Source organism: Leisingera aquaemixtae (assembly GCF_001458395.1).
Lineage (GTDB): Bacteria > Pseudomonadota > Alphaproteobacteria > Rhodobacterales > Rhodobacteraceae > Leisingera > Leisingera aquaemixtae.
Genome location: NZ_CYSR01000006.1, coordinates 1 through 17970 on the forward strand (window position 1 = coordinate 1; position 17970 = coordinate 17970).

The 17970-nt window shown below is 60.5% G+C and carries 16 protein-coding genes and 1 pseudogene; 9 read left to right on the forward strand and 8 right to left on the reverse strand.

The genetic code is table 11. The annotated features are described in order from the left end of the window. From PHA8399_RS02430 to PHA8399_RS02445, 4 genes are all read left to right on the forward strand, one after another. Window positions 1–909: multicopper oxidase domain-containing protein (locus PHA8399_RS02430; protein WP_058284627.1), on the forward strand; the 909-nt coding region annotated here is incomplete at its 5' end. Between the two features lie 41 nt (window positions 910–950). After that, the gene (locus tag PHA8399_RS02435) at window positions 951–1646 is read left to right on the forward strand and encodes a copper-binding protein (protein ID WP_058284628.1); all 696 of its coding nucleotides are present in this window, start codon (window positions 951–953) and stop codon (window positions 1644–1646) included. 100 nt (window positions 1647–1746) lie between these two features. After that, window positions 1747–3042: a 6TM ABC transporter family protein gene (locus tag PHA8399_RS02440; protein ID WP_208856257.1), complete on the forward strand. Its 1296-nt coding sequence runs from the start codon at window positions 1747–1749 to the stop codon at window positions 3040–3042. After that, on the forward strand, window positions 3039–3479 hold the full coding sequence (locus PHA8399_RS02445) for a c-type cytochrome (protein WP_058284629.1): 441 nt from the start codon (window positions 3039–3041) through the stop codon (window positions 3477–3479). Before PHA8399_RS02440 ends, PHA8399_RS02445 begins: the two co-directional genes overlap by 4 nt. A gap of 40 nt (window positions 3480–3519) precedes the next feature. Here PHA8399_RS02445 and PHA8399_RS02450 read toward each other — a convergent pair whose 3' ends face one another. Next, window positions 3520–4803, reverse strand: a complete 1284-nt coding sequence (locus PHA8399_RS02450; protein ID WP_058284630.1) for an MFS transporter — start codon at window positions 4801–4803, stop codon at window positions 3520–3522. Then, window positions 4790–5818 carry a lysylphosphatidylglycerol synthase transmembrane domain-containing protein gene (locus PHA8399_RS02455; protein WP_058284631.1) on the reverse strand — a complete coding sequence of 343 codons (1029 nt, stop codon included), beginning with the start codon at window positions 5816–5818 and terminating at the stop codon, window positions 4790–4792. Before PHA8399_RS02455 ends, PHA8399_RS02450 begins: the two co-directional genes overlap by 14 nt. Before the next feature lie 89 nt (window positions 5819–5907). Between PHA8399_RS02455 and PHA8399_RS02460 the strand changes: the two genes are divergently transcribed. Both PHA8399_RS02460 and PHA8399_RS02465 read left to right on the forward strand, forming a co-directional pair. After that, window positions 5908–6333 (forward strand): MerR family DNA-binding protein, encoded by a 426-nt coding sequence (locus PHA8399_RS02460; protein ID WP_058284632.1) that lies wholly within the window; start codon window positions 5908–5910, stop codon window positions 6331–6333. Between the two features lie 217 nt (window positions 6334–6550). Continuing rightward, entirely contained in the window at window positions 6551–7225 is a 675-nt protein-coding gene (locus PHA8399_RS02465; protein ID WP_058284633.1) for a hypothetical protein, read from the forward strand. A gap of 212 nt (window positions 7226–7437) precedes the next feature. Here PHA8399_RS02465 and PHA8399_RS02470 read toward each other — a convergent pair whose 3' ends face one another. From PHA8399_RS02470 to PHA8399_RS02485, 5 genes are all read right to left on the reverse strand, one after another. Further along, window positions 7438–7779, reverse strand: a complete 342-nt coding sequence (locus PHA8399_RS02470; RefSeq protein WP_058284634.1) for a copper-binding protein — start codon at window positions 7777–7779, stop codon at window positions 7438–7440. A gap of 35 nt (window positions 7780–7814) precedes the next feature. Continuing rightward, complete coding sequence (locus PHA8399_RS02475) at window positions 7815–10994, reverse strand: efflux RND transporter permease subunit (RefSeq protein WP_058284635.1); 3180 nt, start codon at window positions 10992–10994, stop codon at window positions 7815–7817. Next, window positions 10994–13180 carry an efflux RND transporter periplasmic adaptor subunit gene (locus PHA8399_RS02480; RefSeq protein WP_058284636.1) on the reverse strand — a complete coding sequence of 729 codons (2187 nt, stop codon included), beginning with the start codon at window positions 13178–13180 and terminating at the stop codon, window positions 10994–10996. Before PHA8399_RS02480 ends, PHA8399_RS02475 begins: the two co-directional genes overlap by 1 nt. A gap of 89 nt (window positions 13181–13269) precedes the next feature. After that, complete coding sequence (locus tag PHA8399_RS22170) at window positions 13270–13635, reverse strand: hypothetical protein (protein ID WP_145976964.1); 366 nt, start codon at window positions 13633–13635, stop codon at window positions 13270–13272. A 746-nt stretch (window positions 13636–14381) separates the two neighbouring features. Next, window positions 14382–14783 (reverse strand): hypothetical protein, encoded by a 402-nt coding sequence (locus tag PHA8399_RS02485; RefSeq protein WP_058284637.1) that lies wholly within the window; start codon window positions 14781–14783, stop codon window positions 14382–14384. A 758-nt stretch (window positions 14784–15541) separates the two neighbouring features. On the opposite strand from PHA8399_RS02485, the gene tnpA reads away from it, so the two are divergent. The 3 genes and pseudogenes from tnpA to tnpC form a co-directional block, all read left to right on the forward strand. Next, complete coding sequence (gene tnpA / locus PHA8399_RS02490) at window positions 15542–15892, forward strand: IS66-like element accessory protein TnpA (protein ID WP_082649441.1); 351 nt, start codon at window positions 15542–15544, stop codon at window positions 15890–15892. Then, the gene (gene tnpB / locus PHA8399_RS02495; protein WP_058284639.1) at window positions 15889–16260 is read left to right on the forward strand and encodes an IS66 family insertion sequence element accessory protein TnpB; all 372 of its coding nucleotides are present in this window, start codon (window positions 15889–15891) and stop codon (window positions 16258–16260) included. The genes tnpA and tnpB overlap by 4 nt, the downstream gene beginning before the upstream one ends. 38 nt (window positions 16261–16298) lie before the next feature. Beyond that, window positions 16299–17603, forward strand: a pseudogene (gene tnpC / locus PHA8399_RS02500) (IS66 family transposase); the annotation flags it as partial. A 6-nt stretch (window positions 17604–17609) separates the two neighbouring features. On the opposite strand, the gene PHA8399_RS22705 reads toward tnpC, so the two are convergent. Further along, window positions 17610–17970: MerR family transcriptional regulator (locus PHA8399_RS22705; RefSeq protein ID WP_500683687.1), on the reverse strand; the 361-nt coding region annotated here is incomplete at its 5' end.

Sequence of the window (17970 nt, forward strand, 5' to 3'; positions counted from 1 at the left end):
ATCCCGCCCGGCAAGACCTTTGTCTATGAGTTCGACCTGATCAAATCCGGCACCTTCATGTACCACCCGCATGGCGATGAGATGGTGCAGATGGCGATGGGCATGATGGGGATGTTCATCGTGCATCCCAAGGACCCCGCCTTCATGCCCGTCGACCGGGATTTCCTGATCATGCTCAACGCCTTTGATATCGATCCCGGCTCCTATGTGCCGCGGGTGATGGAGATGACGGATTTCAACCTGTGGTGCTGGAACAGCCGGATCTTCCCGGACATCGACCCGCTGGTGGTCAATCAGGGTGACCGGGTGCGGGTCAGGACCGGCAACCTGACCATGACCAACCATCCGATCCACATGCACGGCTACGACTTCGAGGTCACCTGCACCGACGGCGGCTGGGTTCCGCAAAGCGCCCGCTGGCCGGAGGTGTCGATCGACATTCCCGTCGGCGCCATGCGTGCCTATGAGTTCGACGCGGTGCATCCGGGCGACTGGGCGATCCACTGCCACAAATCGCACCACACGATGAACGCGATGGGCCACGACGTGCCGACCTTCATCGGCACCGACAAGCGCAAGCTGACCGGCCAGATCCGCAAGCTGCAGCCCGAATACATGCCGATGGGCACCGCAGGTATGGCCGACATGGCCGAGATGTCGATGCCGCTGCCCGACAACACCGTGCCGATGATGGCTGGCTGGGGCCCGTACGGGCCGCTGGAGATGGGCGGCATGTTCTCGGTCGTGAAGGTGCGCGAAGGCATCGATGCAAACGACTACAGCGACCCCGGCTGGTACGAGAACCCGCCCGGCACCCAGGCCTATGAGTGGACCGGCGAACTGCCGGACTTTGCCCGCGCCGAAGACGCGCAGACCCGCATTACCCCGAAACCAACCGCCAAAGGCTGAACGGCCCCAGGCACCCCCCCAAACCTCACGAGGAGACAGACATGAACAAGATCCTTTCCGCAGCCCTGATTGGAGCTCTATCCGCTGCGCCGGCCTTTGCCGGCGGCACCCACGGCGGCGGCCATGGCGGCATGGAAGTGGGCAAGCCCGGCGATGCCGCCCATGCGGACCGGGAAGTCGCCGTCACTATGAAGGAAACCGATGACGGCGAAATGCTGTTTGAGCCGTCCAGCTTTTCCTTTGCCAAGGGCGAGACGGTCAAATTCGTGATCACCAACGCCGGAGAGCTGGAGCATGAGTTTGTGCTGGACACGGCAGAGCGCAATGTCCACCACAAGGAGCTGATGGCCAAGATGGAGATGGAGCATGACGACCCGAACTCGGTGCGTCTGGACCCGGGCGCCAGCGGCGAAGTGGTCTGGACCTTCTCCAACCCCGGCACCTTCGAGTTCGCTTGCCTGATCCCCGGCCACTACGAATCCGGCATGCACGGCCCGGTTTCCGTGCTCGAAGGCAGCGGCGGCACCTTCACCGCGGGAACGGTCAAGAAGGTCGATCCCAAGTCCGGCAAGGTCACGATCATTCACGAGGAGCTTGTGGATCTGGACATGCCGGCGATGACCATGGTGTTCCGGGTCGCCGATGACACGATGCTGGAGCAGCTGAAAGCCGGCGACGCGATTGAGTTCGTCGCCGAACGGGTCAAAGGCAAACTGACCCTGACCGCCCTGAAATAACCGGTGGCGGAGGCCGCCCGCCGGCCTCCGCCTTTTTCAAACCCCAGCGGTCCCAGCCAGCGCCCAGGAGCAGAAAAACACTTACTTTTCGGCGCCGCTGGTGAACATCAGACAACAGGCAATCATTCACGCGATGCTGGATCTGCATACTCTCACACACGACGCCGCGGGCGCTTTCGGGTTCTGGTATGATGATACCGCACCCGGATGGCTGCACCCGGTGATGCATCTGGTTCTGGTGCTGGCGCCCGCGCTGCTTGTGCTGACCCTGGCAGGTCAGGCCGCCTGGCTGCTGCGCCAGCGTTTTCTGCGGGGGCGGGTGCCGTTTGCGCCGCCCCAGTTCGCGGCGGGCGGTCTGGAGCCGGGATTGCCCCGCTATATCCTGCGCACGACCGGGCCGCAGCAGAAGATCCTGATCCTGTTCAGCCTGACAGCGATGCCGATCCTCTATCTGACCCTAGAGCTGCCCAAGCAGATCGTGAACCGCGTGTTTGAAAATGGCAGCAGCCCGGTTGTGGTGTTTGGAGCCGAGCTTTCGCAAGTTTCGCTGCTGTTTCTGCTTTGCGGCGCCTATCTGGCGGCCATCACGCTCAACGGTCTCAACAAATACTGGCTGAACATCCGCAAGGGCCTGGTTGCCGAAAGCTTCGTGCGCCGGCTGCGGCTGGCCATCTACCGCCAGTGGAGGCAGGATCAGCCCGCGGAGCGCCAACCGGCCATCATGCCGGTTCTTGGCCCCGAGGTTGAACCTGTCGGCGGCTTTGCCTCCGAACTGCTGGCCGTCCCGCTGCTGCAGGGCGGAACACTGGCTACGATCCTTCTGTTCATGTTTGTGCAGGATCCCATCCTCGCCGCGGCTGCGCTCACGGTGCTTCCCCTTCAGCTGATCATCGTGCCGCGGCTGCAGCGGCGGGTGAATGCGGTGTCCCGCAAACGGATCCGCGAGATGCGCCTTCTCGGCGGGCACTTGGACCGGCAATTACGGGCGTCCGGGCAAGGCGCGCTGCCGGTTGCGCGCAGTTTCCGGCAACTACAAGAACTGCGCCTGCAGATTCACCGGCTGAAATTCCTGGCCAAGGCGATCAACAACTTCCTGAACGCCCTGACACCCTTCCTGTTCTATTCTCTGGGCGGATATTTCGTGCTGCAGGAGCGGGTCTCGCTGGGCGCGCTTGTGGCGATGCTGTCCGCCCACAAGGAGTTTTCCTCACCGCTGAAGGATCTGTTCCGTTTCTATCAGCAAAGCGAGGATGTGCGGATTCGCTATCAGGAGATCCGCGCTTTCGCGTCTGGCTCCCGCGGGGCGCCCGGACCGGCGGCGGCAGCCCGGAACCAGTACGGCCCTAGCCCGGCTCACGGCAATTCATTCACCTATGAAAGAAAGAGACCATCATGAACAAGAACCTTGCCATCGCAGCTGCCGCAGCCGTGTTAGCGGCGGCGGCCTTTTTTGTGTACAACAGCGCCGGCGGAAACGATGCGACCGCGCAACGCTCTGTTCTGGAGCCCAGTGCGCCGCTCACCGCGGTTCAGTTGCCACCGGAGTTGAGTGAAACCGCAGTGATCGGCAAGCTCGCCTTTGACGCGGTCTGCGCCGATTGCCATGGAGAGAATGCTGCGGGGCGCAACGGCATGGGGCCGCCGCTGGTCCACAAGATCTATGAGCCCTCGCACCATGGCGACGACGCCTTCTTGCTCGCCGTCCGCAACGGCGTGCGCGCACATCACTGGGATTTCGGAAGCATGCCCGCTCAGCAAGGGCTGACCGATGGCGACGTCAAAGGCATCACCCAGTACGTGCGGGAGCTGCAGCGTGCCAATGGCATAAATTAATCCGCCGGGTCGCCGGGCCAGAGGCAATGTGGATGTGGGATCAAGGTTCGGCCTCCCCGGCCAGCCGGTCCAGTTGTTTCAGCACCGCAAACTGGGCAAGAGCGGCGGTGATTGCCGCCGCAAAAACCGCGGGCGTGGCGATCAGGCTGACGAGGATGGCGCCCAGCAGGGGGGACAGGGCGGCAGGTGCAGCGAAGGTGTTGAACCACGCTGAATAGGCAGGACGTCGGTCATCCGGCGAGATTTCCATGAGAAAGCTCAGGTAGCTGATAGTCACGCCATTCATCATTGCGCCGATGACAAGATAAAGCGCCGCAAAGCCCAAAATTCCCGCTCCGGCGGCGAGCAGGGCAAGCATGAGGGTGGGCGCCAGGAGGCGGAGGAGCGTCACGCACCACAATAATGGCAGCTTGCCCATGCCGTCGCCGATGCGGCCCCAAAGCGGGTTCGAGACCAGTGCTCCTGCGGTCTGCGCGGCCAGGAGCGTGCCAACCCCGGCCAGCCCGATTCCGCTTTCACGTGCAGCTACGATGTAGAAGGGCAGCGCCATCAGCGTGGCGGAGCCAAGCCAGTGAAAGATCAGAAACAGGCGGAACGCGCGGTTCTGCCGGAAGGTGACCAGCCCCTCGCGCAGGAAGTCAGCCGCTCCCCCGTTCCGGGCGGCGGGACGCCTGCCGGGCGATGAAGGTGGCTCTCCTGCCGAGACAAACAGTGCTGAGGATAGGAACATCAGCGCCGAACCCAGCGCAAACATGAACGCATAGGCCTGCAACGGGGGCATCACTTCGAGGGCCAGACGCAGCGCCCCCGCGGCGGCGATGGCGAGCAGCCCGCCGCCGAAGAACCGCCACGCCAGCATCCGGCTGCGGCGGCTGGAGGGGATCGCACGCCCGACGATATCGTTGTATGGAACCGCAACCACACCGCTGATACAAGCATAGACAGTCCAAAGCGCAAGAAAGCCAGCGGCGAGCGGCTCCGGCGGCCAGTCAACTTGCGGCCAATCCGCTCCCCACCAGAGCAGAAGAGCGATGGCTCCGGCTGCTGCAGCCCGGCCAAAAGCACCAAAAACATAGAACGGCATCCTGCGCTTGGCGCGTTCGGCGAGGTATCCCACCGGCAGCTGCGGCAGAAGCCATCCCAGCCGCAGCACGGCGCTGGCATAGCCGACGGCCAGCGCGCTGCCTGTCAGCATGTGGGTCAGGCTGGCGACAACCGTTGCGCTGTCCACTGCCGCGGATCCGCCCTGAAAAGCAGCGCCCGCACCGGCAATCCGCCAGAACCGCCGCCGGCGTACGGCTTCTTGCGCTTCATGGCCCGGCATTGCCTGTCTCCGCCTTTACACGGGCATGGCGGATGTCGAGACCCGATTGCCAAAGCACAACAAGCCCGATGCCGACCACAAGGATAATCGTGAGGATATAGCTGAAAAGGATCATCAGAAGCGCAGGCTCGTCAGCAACCCCAAGCGCCTTGAGCGCAAAGCCCGCACCGAACACAAAGCCCGCTGGGATCCGCACGAACCGCCCGAGGACCATGGCAAAGCCTGCGAATATCATCAGAAAGAGGTAGTCCCAGGGCCTCAGGAGCACTCCCACCGCAAGTCCCGCCCAAAGGAAATGCGTCGCCGCCACCAGCTTGCCCGCGACGGCCGCGATGATAGCCGCGATGCGCCGCGCGCGCGCCCTTGGCCAGACGATGCCCGCGCCTAGCGATGCCCGCAGCCCCGGACCGCTCGCGCCCATGCGTTCGGTGATCCAGTCGAAGAGACGGCAGATCAGCGGTTTCTCGCGGTTGAAGAGGTCACGGAAACGAAAGAGCACCCAGAGCAGCCCGCCGAAGAGCAGCAGATTCAAGGCACCCGCAACGCTAAGGCCGAGGCGCAGATCCCCCTCAATCTGCGGAATGCGTCCTGCGGCAGCCACCGCTCCGGCAAAAAGCGCGAACACGACTCCGTCGAGAAACCTGGCGATGACTGCTGTCGAAAGCACCGTGGCCATTTTTAACCCGTGCAGGCGCGCGACCAGCCAGGCCCGCACCAGCGGGCTGACGCCCAGCGGTACAAGCACGTTCACGCCGTATCCAGCGAGCAGCGCACCTGTTAGTGGCAACGAGCCGACCGGTTTCAGATCATAAAGGATTTGCCGCCACTTCCAGCCACTCAATAGCTGTTCAAGCAGGATCGTGGCCGCCAGCACAGATAGCCAAACCGGATTGGCGTAGCGCAACCCGTCAAGGAAGCGTGCGAAGTCAAGGCTCCCGTACAGCCGGAAGATCAGCCAGAGCGCCAGTGCTGCACCCAAGACAGGAAGAAGCCAGCGTTTGATGAAAGGTCCCATGCAAATCCCGCTTGCAGTCCCGCTTGCCGGATATGCTACCCTCTGTATCATGGTACGGAGTCAATGGTTGATCCTGAGAGGAGGCTGCCATGGCAACTCTGACGATTGGAAAAGCCGCTCGTTCGGCGGGGATCGGAGTGGAAACTATCCGTTTCTATGAGCGCAAGGGGCTGATCCGCCAGCCGCCGCGGCCAACCGCTGGCGGTCCGCGGGACTATGGCGGCGGAACGCTGCAGCGACTCAGGTTCATTGCCGGGGCCAAGCGGCTCGGCTTTTCGCTGGCAGAGACCGCCGGCCTGCTCGCGCTTCTCGAAACACCCGGCGCGAGCTGTAAGGACGTGCAGGCGCAGGCAAAAGCCAAGCGCGGCGAAGTTCAGGCCAAAATCGAAGGTTTAATCCGCATCCGGGATTCGCTTGACCGCCTCCTTGGTGCTTGCCCTGGAAAGGGAAGTCTTGCGGACTGCGCGATCCTCGAGGCAATTGAGAGTGCTGAGAACTCAGGAGGCACTTCCTGACAAGAGTACTAGTTGATGACGATGGTATGATAACTGGCTGTCAGGGACGGAAGCAGCTTCGCTGCCGCAGCGGATGAGTGCTTTCGTCAATGCCGTTCTCTGCCCGCCGTTTCCTGAATATATTGACGGATAACCTAACTGGTAGAACAAAACGTTCTGAGGACTATGAGCGCCGCCCATCGGCTTCGTGCCGGAATGGGTGGCAATGCGCTGTGCAATGAATACATACTTCAGCATCAACATGCCTGCCTGGAAATTTGTCCGCAACACATTGGTTGTCAGTTGTGCAGGCCTGTTTCCGCTACTGCTGCTCTATATCGCCCTCACGCCGGGCTTCGGGGCATTGCTATTGGAAAGTGGGCCCGCGTTCAGCCGGTTTCTGCGGCAGGTCGTGACAAATGGTTTACCTGTTGTATTTGCCGTCAACTACGTGAGCTTCTTTCTTTTTGCCGTAAGTACCGCCAAGAAGCGTGAAGCAGCCGTGCCGGCCCGTATCCTCCTGATCGACCTGCCTGCAAGGGTCGTCATTTTCGTCCTGTTGCATGGAATAATATATTTCATTTCGGCTGACTGGTTCGGTTCGTTCGGAGGGGATCACTGGCAGGCGTTGCAAGTGGTTGGGCCCACACTTGTCCGGTCCGCCTTTTTTGAGAACATTTCCGGTGTTTACCTTTACGCGACGCTGGTCAGCGCCTTGCCCCTATACGCAACAGTGATCGACAGCAGTCTTGAAAGGTGCTCCGGGCGATGGGAATGGCTGCGCGGCTTGGTATGCAAGCTGCCGGGCAAGCTCGGGCCGATCCTGCTTGCGCTGGTTTTCTTCGCAATATTCACACTGGCTTTGACGGGTGCCGCAGCGGTGATCATGAAACTGCAATCGGTTTGGATTTGAGGCGCACGGATCCTTCAGCACATGAAGTGCAGAGCGGGTTTGGTCGGTGGCGGGCAATATTGCAACGGCTGGCAGCGCCGCCGCAAATGTGAACGCCGCGCATGACGGGTGATCCATACCGGTTTTACCGGTGGCACCGGATCAGCAGCGCGGCGTTCAACGCCTCGAGGGCGGGCTTCGGGGCTTCAGGTGCGGTTTCGATGCCGCGCCGGTCAATTCGGCATCATGGCACCGATTGCATACATTCCGTCAGAGCCCTTGAGCAGCATGAGGGTAACCTTGTCGCCGGGTGCAACGTCTCCCATGATTTGCGCGTCGGCCTGCAGTGGCAGGTCCATCGTCATGCCGGGCCAGCCGATTTCGGGAATGGGGTCGTGGCTGACATTTGCGGAGCCATCGCTGATTGAGTTGACGAGGGCGGTGGCGTGTACTGCGCCCTCCATTTGGCTATCACTCATGTGCATGCCGGAGTGATCCATACTGTGGGTTGTTTGAGCGAATGCGCCGCTGGCGCAAAAGGCAAGGACAATACTGGCGAAGGTGAAGCTTTTCATTGGATATCCTCTCAAGGGTTAGAGTTTCGTGGGTTTCATTCGGCCGGAACGGCCGTTTCGCCCGCTGGTGGAGGGCTGCCGATCTCGCGATTAACGCGCCGCAAAGCCAGACGCTTCCAGATAACAAAGACTGCAGGGATGACGAAGAGCGTCAGCAGCGTCGCCGTGACCATGCCTCCGACCATCGGCGCCGCAATGCGCTGCATGATTTCTGATCCGGTGCCGTGGCCATACATGATCGGGATTAGACCGGCGAAAATCGTCGCAACCGTCATCACTTTAGGACGGACACGCAGCAGCGCGCCCTCGAAAACGGCTTCCTCGATGTCGAGTGGCGCCAGGGTTCGGCTTTCCGAAATGGCAAGTTTCTTATGCTTCTCCCAAGCCAGGTTGAGGTACAGAAGCATCACGATCGCAGTTTCGACGGCGACACCGGCCAGCGCAATGAAACCCACCAACACGGCGACCGAAATGTCGAAGCTGAGGTACCACAGGAACCAGACCCCGCCTGCCAGAGCCACTGGCAGCGCGGCAAGGATGATGCCCACCTCGATCACGCGGTTGAATGCCAGGAACAGCATCAGCGTGATGAGCAGAAGTGTGGCAGGTGCCACCAGTGTCAACCGCTCTTGCATCCGCTGAATGTATTCGTACTGGCCCGACCAGGTGATAGAGTAGCCTGGTGGAAGCGCTACCTCATCCGCGACGCGGGCGCGTGCCTCGGTCACGTAGCTGCCAAGGTCTCGGCCAGCGATGTCGATGAAGACGAAGCCGGTGCGCCGGGCGTTTTCGGACCGGATCATGCCCGGGCCATCGACGATGCGGACCTCGGCGAGGGCACCAAGGGGGATGTGCGCCCCCGAGGGGGTCACAACCGGCAGACCCTGAAGGCGTTCAGGGCTGTTTCGCCATTCCTGCGGATAGCGCAGGTTGATCGGGAAGCGTTCGAGGCCCTCAACCGTTTCTGAGACCTGCATGCCCCCAATCGCTGTCTGCACGACATCCTGCACGTCACGCACGCTCATCAGGTAACGCGCTGCGGCTTCGCGGTTGACATCGATTTCGATGAAACGCCCGCCCACGGGCCGCTCGGCATAGGCCGATGCTGTGCCCTCGATACCGGCCACCGCACGCTCTATTTCAACCCCGATCCCTTCGATGACAGAGAGATCCGCACCCGAGATCTTCACACCAACAGGCGTCTTGATGCCGGTCGCCAGCATGTCGATCCGGTTCTTGATTGGCTGGATCCAGACGTTCGTCACCCCCGGCACCTGAACCGTACGGTCGAGCTCTTCGCGGATACGTTCCATTGTCATGCCCGGCCGCCATTCGGACTCGGGCTTCAACTGGATTGTCGTCTCGATCATTGTCAGGGGCGCCGGGTCGGTCGCAGACTCAGCGCGGCCGAGCTTGCCGTGGACCGTCTTTACCTCGGGCACCGTTGCGATCAGCCGGTCCGTCTGCTGCAGGATCTCGCGCGCCTTGCCGATGGATACGCCCGGATACAGCGAGGGCATATAGAGGAAGTCGCCTTCGTTGAGTTCCGGCATGAACTCGCTGCCTATGCGCTGAAGCGGCCACCACATCGAGGCGACCAGCGCCACCGACAGCAGCGTCGTTGCCCAAGGCCAGGCAACCGCGGCGTCGAGAAACGGGCGATAGGCCCAGATCACCATGCGGTTAAGCGGGTTTTTGTGTTCCGGCATAATCCGCCCGCGCACGAAGTACCCCATCAGGACCGGAACTAGAGTAATCGACAGGATCGCCGCCGCGGCCATAGCGTAGGTCTTGGTAAAGGCCAGCGGTTTGAAAAGCCTGCCCTCCTGACTTTCCAGCACGAAGACCGGGAGGAAGCTTACAGTGATGATCGCCAGAGAATAGAACAGTGCAGGCCCCACTTCGGACGCGCATTCGCCGACGATTCGCCATCGGTTCTGATCGGTCAGCTTTTCCCGTTCCAGCCTGCGGTGCATTGCCTCGATCATCACGATCGCTGCGTCTACCATGGCGCCGATGGCAATGGCTATACCACCCAGAGACATGATGTTGGCATTAACGCCCTGCAGTTTCATGACAATGAAGGCCGCGAAGATCCCGAGAGGCAGAGACAGCAGGATCACCAGCGCTGAGCGCATGTGCAGCAGGAACGCCGCACAAACGAGCACGACGACGATGAATTCCTCGGTCAGCTTGTCCTGCAGGTTGTCAATGGCGCGCTCGATGACGCCAGCGCGGCTGTAGGTAGTCACCAGCTCGACGCCTTCAGGCAGGTTCGGGCGGATTTGCTCGATCCGCTCCTCGACGTTCTTGATCGTGGCAAGCGCGTTGCCGCCCCAGCGCAGGATCACGACGCCCCCCACGGCGTCGCCTTCGCCGCCGAATTCTCCGACGCCGCGGCGAAGCTCGGGCCCAAAACGGATATCGGCGACATCTCCAAGTGTGACTGCCGCGCCGCGCTCGTTCACCATTAGCGGTGCGCGGGCGAGATCGGCCAATTCATCGACATAACCGGTCGAGCGCACCATGAATTCGGCCTCGCCCATTTCAATGACACTGCCGCCGGTTTCCCGGTTCGAAGCCTGAATGGCTTCGCGCAATTGCCGAAGCGTGATGTCGTAGGCGCGCAGCTTGTCCGGGTCGACCACGACCTGGTACTGACGAACCATGCCGCCGATGGTCGCGACCTCTGACACGCCGTCGACGGTTTGCAGCTCGTACTTCAAGAACCAATCCTGCAAAGTCCGGAGCTGTGCCAGGTCGTGGTTCCCGCTCCGGTCGATCAGCGCGTACTGATAAATCCAGCCAACGCCGGTCGCGTCGGGCCCCAGTTGCGGAGACACCTCTTCAGGCAGGCGGGATGCGATTTGCCCGAGGTATTCCAGGACGCGGGTCCGCGCCCAGTACAGGTCGGTGCCGTCCTCGAAGACAATATAGACATAGCTGTCGCCGAAGAACGAAAAGCCGCGCACATCGCTGGCGCCCGGGACGGCAAGCATCGCGGTGGCAAGCGGATAGGTGATCTGGTCCTCGACAACCTGCGGCGCTTGCCCGGGGTATGGCGTGCGGATGATCACCTGGACGTCCGAAAGGTCGGGGATGGCGTCCACCGGGGTCTCGCGGATCGCCCATATCCCGGTAATTCCGATCATCACGGCAAGCGCGAGGATCATGAACCGGTTGGCCAGGGAATGACGGATGACAGCGGGTATCATTAGCTCACCTCCGGCACAGCGGTGATGCCGACCAGCGTCAGCGAGAAATCGGGGTTACGGCGGAACAGAAGGCCTACTCTCTCGCCGATCGGAAGGGTTGCCTGGTTCAGGGACTCTTCCACGGCGAAATCCATCGTCATTCCCGGCATTCCGAGCTCGACCATGGCGTCATGAGTGATGTTCACCATGCCCCGGCCGGGATCTGTCGAGTTGATAGTGCCAGCAACTTTCATCGGGGCGATGACAGGTTCGGCGCTCGCCAGCAATAGCGTCATCCCGTCCGGCCGAGCAAAGGTTAAGGTCATCTCGGTTCCAGTGGCCAGTGCCGCTGGTTCCAGCTCCTCCGAGACGGAAAAGTCCATCGTCATGCCGGGCATCCCGAGTTCGGTCATCGGGCCATGGCTTATCGTCGCTGTGCGAGCAGCCGGGTCAACGGCGTCAATTGTGCCGCGGACGACGATTGGAGCCGCCTCGGCCATCGCGGTTTCCCCGGACACCGGCACGGCAGTGGCTGCTTGTTCCCGGACCGCAATAATGCTGAACATGCCCGCGTCGTCCTTGGCCAGATCGAACTCGACTGGTCTGTCCAGAACCACCGAGTCGGGATCCAGCCCGGCCACGTCGAATTCCATCTCCATCGCGGGCCAGCCAAGCGCAGGAATCGGAGCGTGCGACACGGTCAGTGTGCCGTCCGGGTTCACGGCGTGGATAGTGCCAGTCCCCGTGGCGGCAACCCCGTCATCGGCACCGATCTCTATCAGGGCAAGAAGGTTATCCGCGCCCCGGGCAACCGTGAAAGCGACCTCGGATGCTTCGGCCAGAGGTTCAAGCGGAACATCCGCCCGCACTGGGAAAACGGAGGTCATTGCCGGCCAGTCGAGGCTGTCGAGGGGGCCGTGCTTGATCGTCGCCAGCCGGGTCTCGCTGTCCAGCGTGACAAGCCTGCCGGTACCGCGCGCTGGCGCCTCGTCAGTTGGCGCCATGCGCATAAGACCTGCGCTGAGGGCGCTTTCGCTGTCGATCAGGAACTGCGCCGACGCGACGACTTCCTCGCCCGGCGCGAGCCCTTGGACGATTTCGGTCCGGCCGCCCTCGCCGAAATTGTCACGCAGGCCGGATGTAACCAGCCGCGGTTTGAAGGTTCCTTCGCCGGTCTTCAGAATCACGCGTTCGGCCGAACCGGTCCGAATGACCGCCTCCGACGGCACTGTCAGCGCCGTTCGCGTCCGGGACGGAACTAGACTTACGGTTCCGAACATATTGGGCCTCAAGAGACCCTCCGAGTTGTCGAACCTTAGCCGCACCGGCAGCGTGCGGGTTTTGGGGTCAAGTTCGGGATAGATGTAATCGATCTCTCCCTCGAACGTGCGCCCGGCCAGATGCTCGAAGCGGGCGACCGCGCGCATGTCTTCGCTGAGCCGCGCGATGTCCCGCTCGAATACGTCAACGATCAGCCAGACAGTTTTCAAGTCGCTAAGTGAAACTGCAAGCGTTCCCGGCTGAAGGTACATGCCATCGGCAGCCGAAAGCGAGATCACGACGCCGTCTTGCGGAGCTTCGATCCTGATAGTCCGTGCAAGCTCTCCGCTAGCTTCGATCTCCGCAATCTGAGCCTCCGACATGCCGTGGCTAAGAAGCTTGTTCCGGGCGGCGTCGAGGATTCTGGCGTCTCCGGCCTTGACCGCGCGGACCAAATCTCCGGTCGCCGCGCTGATCACTGGCGAGAACATCTCGAACAGGACGTCGCCTTTGAGCACGCGATCGCCGATGGCTCGGGTTTTTAGTTTCTCGCTCCACCCGTCGGCGCGGGTGTGGACGTGGCTTGTCTGATGCTCGTCGTATCGCACGAAGCCGACGGTCTCTATTTTTGATGATATGTCCGACATCCGTGAAACAGCGGTGCGTACACCGATTGCGTTGACCTCGGCCGGTGAGAGCGACACTTCAGCGGGATCACCTGCGGGCTCATGGCCGGCATAGACAGGGATCAGGTCCATGCCCATCGGCGATTTCCCGGGCTCGTCGCGCCGGTAGTTCGGATCCATCGGAGCAACCCAGTACAGGATCTCGGAGCTGTCCGAAGCCGGGCTTTCTGTGAAGTTAAGGTATGTCCGTTCCAGAAGANCCCCGCCCGCCGTTCCTGCGGCAAGGGCAAGGATGTTGAGCGCTGTGTAACGTCCGCGCATGATAACCTCCAGGCTGATCTTCTCGAAGCAGCCTACGTTGTTGACAAGTTACCGGCGCGTCTCAGGATCGCCGCCGGAAGCGAAATTTGTCAAACGTGCTTGGGAGGCCGGACCGGGGGCGGTGATTCCAGATGAACGCCGAAATTGCTCGCACCGGCTTTCAGGCGGAGCGAGGAAGCTGTCATGGCGGCAGGTGGGATCGCCGCGGAGGGCAAGTCGGTGCTGAAGCATGAGCCGCCGATGCAACGGGCAGAAACCGGATCGTATGCACACCCGCGGCGATCATCATTTTGATTTTGCGATGGAGACACGTGCCGCAGCGAATGATCGGACCCGGAATTTGACGAGTGAACGGCTTCTTCCGCGAGGCTTCCCTGATGTGACACGTGCATGGCCAACGCTGACGTAAAATTTGTCGCAAAGGAAAAAGCCAGTGCGACGAGAATGATGGTCACGCGCCGTGCCAGACATATCAAGAATCTTCTGTCCACGATCTGCATATAGCTGCGCTTTGTCTGGTTGCCAAGCTGTCCCGCTAAGGATCCTATCTTCCCAGAGTGCCGACCGCTGTCACAAACCGAGCGGCAGTTCACTTCGCGCTCTTCCAATGGGATGTGTTTCGTGAGTTGGAGCTGTAGGGGAACCTGGCGTGAGTTAGAGTGAGAAGAGGCCGCGCAAGAAACGTACCGGGAAGCTCGGTCAGATTTTGGAAGCTGGGCATCGAGGCAAGAGTCCTTTCATTTTACGAACAAAGCATCGGGAGCCCGCTTTTAGGATTTCGGTTTGCGCGATCCGTGATTTTCTATGCCCTTTGGGTTTGCCGTCGATTCGTGCTGAGATTACGTGGCCTTAACGATGTGTGGGTAGAACGGGGTGTAATCTCCTCTTATGGATCTATCCGCTCGTGGTACAGGTGTTTCGGGTTTGAGTTCGCTCTGTGGACACTCTCGGTGCATGCTGAAGCTGCGCAAACACCTCGCGGCTGCGGCAACCATATTCCCGCTCTCCTTCGAACCAGATCGGGCCAAAACTGGCCAGTTTGTACGCCGCCCGCAGCGAGGCCATGGCTTCGCTACCCTGGCAGGCTTTTGCACCGCTGCTTTCTCCACCCATGACCTGTCGCGTGTTGATGCAACCCCAAGCGTTGCGATTGTTCAGGCACTGTTCACACCGTCGCACCGTCTTCTGCCCATTCTTCTTTCTAGAGTTCCTCTTCGGTCTGGAAATCGCAGAAAAACCGAAAGTGCTCTTCGTCGTCCCAGTCATCTGCAACAAATTGCACCAACGCGCTCAGGTTGTCGGGATCCTGCACCGCGTCCAAAAGTATCTCAAAAGCTTCAGGGCTCTCGGCGGCATTGTAACGGGTCATATAATGCTGGTCATTTTCGGCAGTGTCTGAAGAAATCGAGACACCCCAGTCCACCTCCATATCACCATCGCTGTCTGCTTGTACGATTTTATCGACAAACAGGAACTGGGTGGACAGCCTGGCGATGGCAACGTCACGGCCACCGCACTCCCATACGTATTCGGAGAGTGCTTCCTCGCAGACCAGGTGGAGAAGTTTTTCCGCGCGCATGATGCGGACAAGGTTTTCGTTCATCTGATGGTTCACCTTTCAACCTGATTTTAGTCTCGGGGGGTAATGTGGGTCATGAGGTTGAAAACCAAAAGCGGCATTTTTCAGTTCTCCACAATTCCGGAGAGACATGAACCGCAGCCCTCCTCAGCCTTCGTGGGTTCCTTTGCCGAGACCTGCTGCTGTTGCGGTAAGACCAGGGCAGGCTGCCTTTCAAGCCGACCTTTGCCCCCAGTTGGCGCTATCCCTTCTGTTCAACACGGGCATCAGGGCTCGATTAGCATGCAGGTTCCGTTACATCTTTGAAAACATTTGGTGATTGTCTTTATTTCATTGGCCGCCATACACCGAGGAGCTTGAAAATGCGATGTTCCTACCGCAGGCGGGGGCAGTGGCTCTGAAAAAAGTCATTTAAAATCAACGGTGTAACGGTGTTACGCTGAGCGTTACACGCCTGTTACGGGGTTAAGTTATTGAAAATACTGGAAGTTTGTATGTATGTCTATGTATGTAACACATAAATAGTTATATATATAAAGAGAGAAAGAGATATCCTGCCGGAGAGAGTAAGAGGTATACACTCTCCCCCGCCGTTACAGGCGTTACGGCGTTACACTTTGTCTAAGCCATTGAAATTATTTATGCGGCCCGTAACGCTCCAGCTCGATAAACATGAACGTAACCCCTGATATGTGTAACCGTCCGGCCTGCCCGCACTGACGGTGATCGTTAGTGATGGATAATGTCCATTAGCAAACAAGTGGACATTATCGGGGTTGGGCATGGCAAAGCGGCGCAGGCGGCGGACTTGGTCTGAAGACGAGAAGCGCATGATTTGCGCGCAGACGCGGGTGCCCGGTGTATCGGTCGCCCAGGTTGCGCGGCGCTACGATGTGAACGCCAATCAGGTCTTCAATTGGCTTAAAGAGCCGCGGTTTGTGGCGGAGGCCGATGAGGAGCAGGACGTACCCCGCTTCCTGCCGGTTGAAGTTCTGGACGTTGAGCCTGCTTCAGCCCCGCCGGATGCCGGTGCGCAGATCGAGGTGGAGCTTGCCAACGGTCACCGCCTGAAGGTTCAGGGCGGCTTTGATCCCGATGTGCTCGCCGCACTGATCCGGAAGCTTTCGGCGTGATCCCGGTTCCGGCAAGCACGAAGATCTGGCTGGCCGCCGGGGTCACGGACATGCGCAAGGGGTTTGGCGGTTTGTCGGCCTTGGCCGAGAAGGTCCTGGCTGAAGATCCTTTCTGCGGGCATTTGTTTGTTTTCCGGGGCCGACGGGGCGACCTTTTGAAGGTCATCTGGTGGGACGGCCAGGGGGCGTGCCTGTTTTCCAAGCGGCTGGAACGGGGCCGGTTCGTGTGGCCCTCTGCAAAAGACGGTAAGATCAGCCTGACACCAGCTCAGTTATCGATGCTCTTGGAGGGGATAGACTGGCGGCTGCCGCAGAAGACCTGGAAGCCGCTGACCGCCGGGAATTATCCCGCGATTGCAGAGCCGTAGGATTCCCATTCCGCCATAGCTAGGGTATATTCCAGCTCATGCTGGATGCGCCCAAAACACTGCCTTCCGATCCCGGAGACCTCCGCGAGACAGCGGAAGGACTGCTTGATCTGGTCAAGGCGCAGGCGCTGAGAATTGCCAAGCTGGAACACCAGCTTGCGGGGCATAACCGGCACCGGTTCGGATCAAAATCGGAAAGTCTGGATCAGCTTCAGCTCAGGCTTGAGGAAGAAGAAACAGCGGCAGCGCAGGTTGCCGGCGAAGACGTTCCTGACGGTGATGCCGAAGGGCAGAAGGTCAAACCCAAGCGCAAACCGCTGCCGCCCGAACTGCCTCGGATTGATCAGGTTCTGACGCCTGGCGAAGCCTGCACATGCGGCGGTAAGCTGCGCGTCATTGCCGAAGATGTGACGGAGGAGCTGGAATATGTGCCGGGCCGGTTCGTGGTGAACCGTATTGTCCGCCCGCGCATGACCTGCCGGGATTGCGACCGGATCGTTCAATCTGCGCTGCCATCGCGTCCGATTGAACGGGGCCGTCCTGGTCCCGGCCTTTTGGCGCATGTGCTGGTTAGCAAGTATGCCGACCACTGCCCCCTGTACCGCCAATCCCAGATCTACGCCCGCGAAGGGATCGATCTGGAACGGTCTACACTGGCGGATTGGGTCGGCCGGTCTGCGGCGCTGCTGGAACCCTTGGCTGATGCCATCGGCCGTCACGTGCGCGCTGGCCAGGCCATCTTTGCGGATGATACCCCAATCAAAATGCAGGCCAAGGGCAAGTGCGCGACAGCCCGCGTCTGGACCTATGTGCGGGATGAACGCCCCTGGGGCGGAGCTGACCCGCCTGCCGCCTGGTACCGGTTCACGTCAAACTGCAAAGGCGAGCATCCTTCGGCGCATCTGGCCAGCTACAGGGGCTGGATGCACGCGGATGGCTATTCCGGCTTCAATGACCTGTACCGTTCCGGAACCGTCAGCGAGGTTGCCTGCATGGCGCATATCCGCCGCAAGTTCGTCGATGTGTTCCAATCGCAGGAGCTGGCCGTTGCTGAAGAGGCGATCCGCCGGATCGCGGAACTCTATGCCGTGGAAAAGGACGCTCGCGGATTGCCGCCGCAAGAGCGCGTCCAACTGCGCCAATCCCGGTCAAAGCCTTTGCTCAATGAGTTGGAGGCCTGGCTGGCGGCGCAGCTGGCACGGATTCCGGGAAAATCCGAACTGGCCAAGGCCATCCGGTATGCCCTGACGCGGATGGCGAAACTGCGCCCATACCTGGATCATGGCGTTCTGGAAATCGACAACAATTCCGCGGAGCGGGCGATGAAGCCAATTGCAGTTGGTTGGTCATTATGCACCCCCTTCATAAGTGCTTGGAAACATTGATAGCTGGTCGTCGAGGTCAGCGCGACACGGGCGTCCTTTCCGTGCGAGAGCGTTTTTGACCTTATCCGAATGCAGGTCAGCCGTCCGGATTTGGTACGGCGCGCCATCGACCACCTGATTTGCGGGCAGAATACCGTCCTTTATCAGTTTGCGGATGACGTGATTGGTCACACCGAGCTCTTTCGCTGCCTCGGTCATTGTGCGCCACGGGCCATCCTTGTCAGCAGACAGGTATCCGTGAATGTCATTCACACGCCGGATGGATGAAACGCGTTTCGCATTCCAGGTCTTGCCCTGGCCAGTCTGCATTCCCATGCGGTTTAGA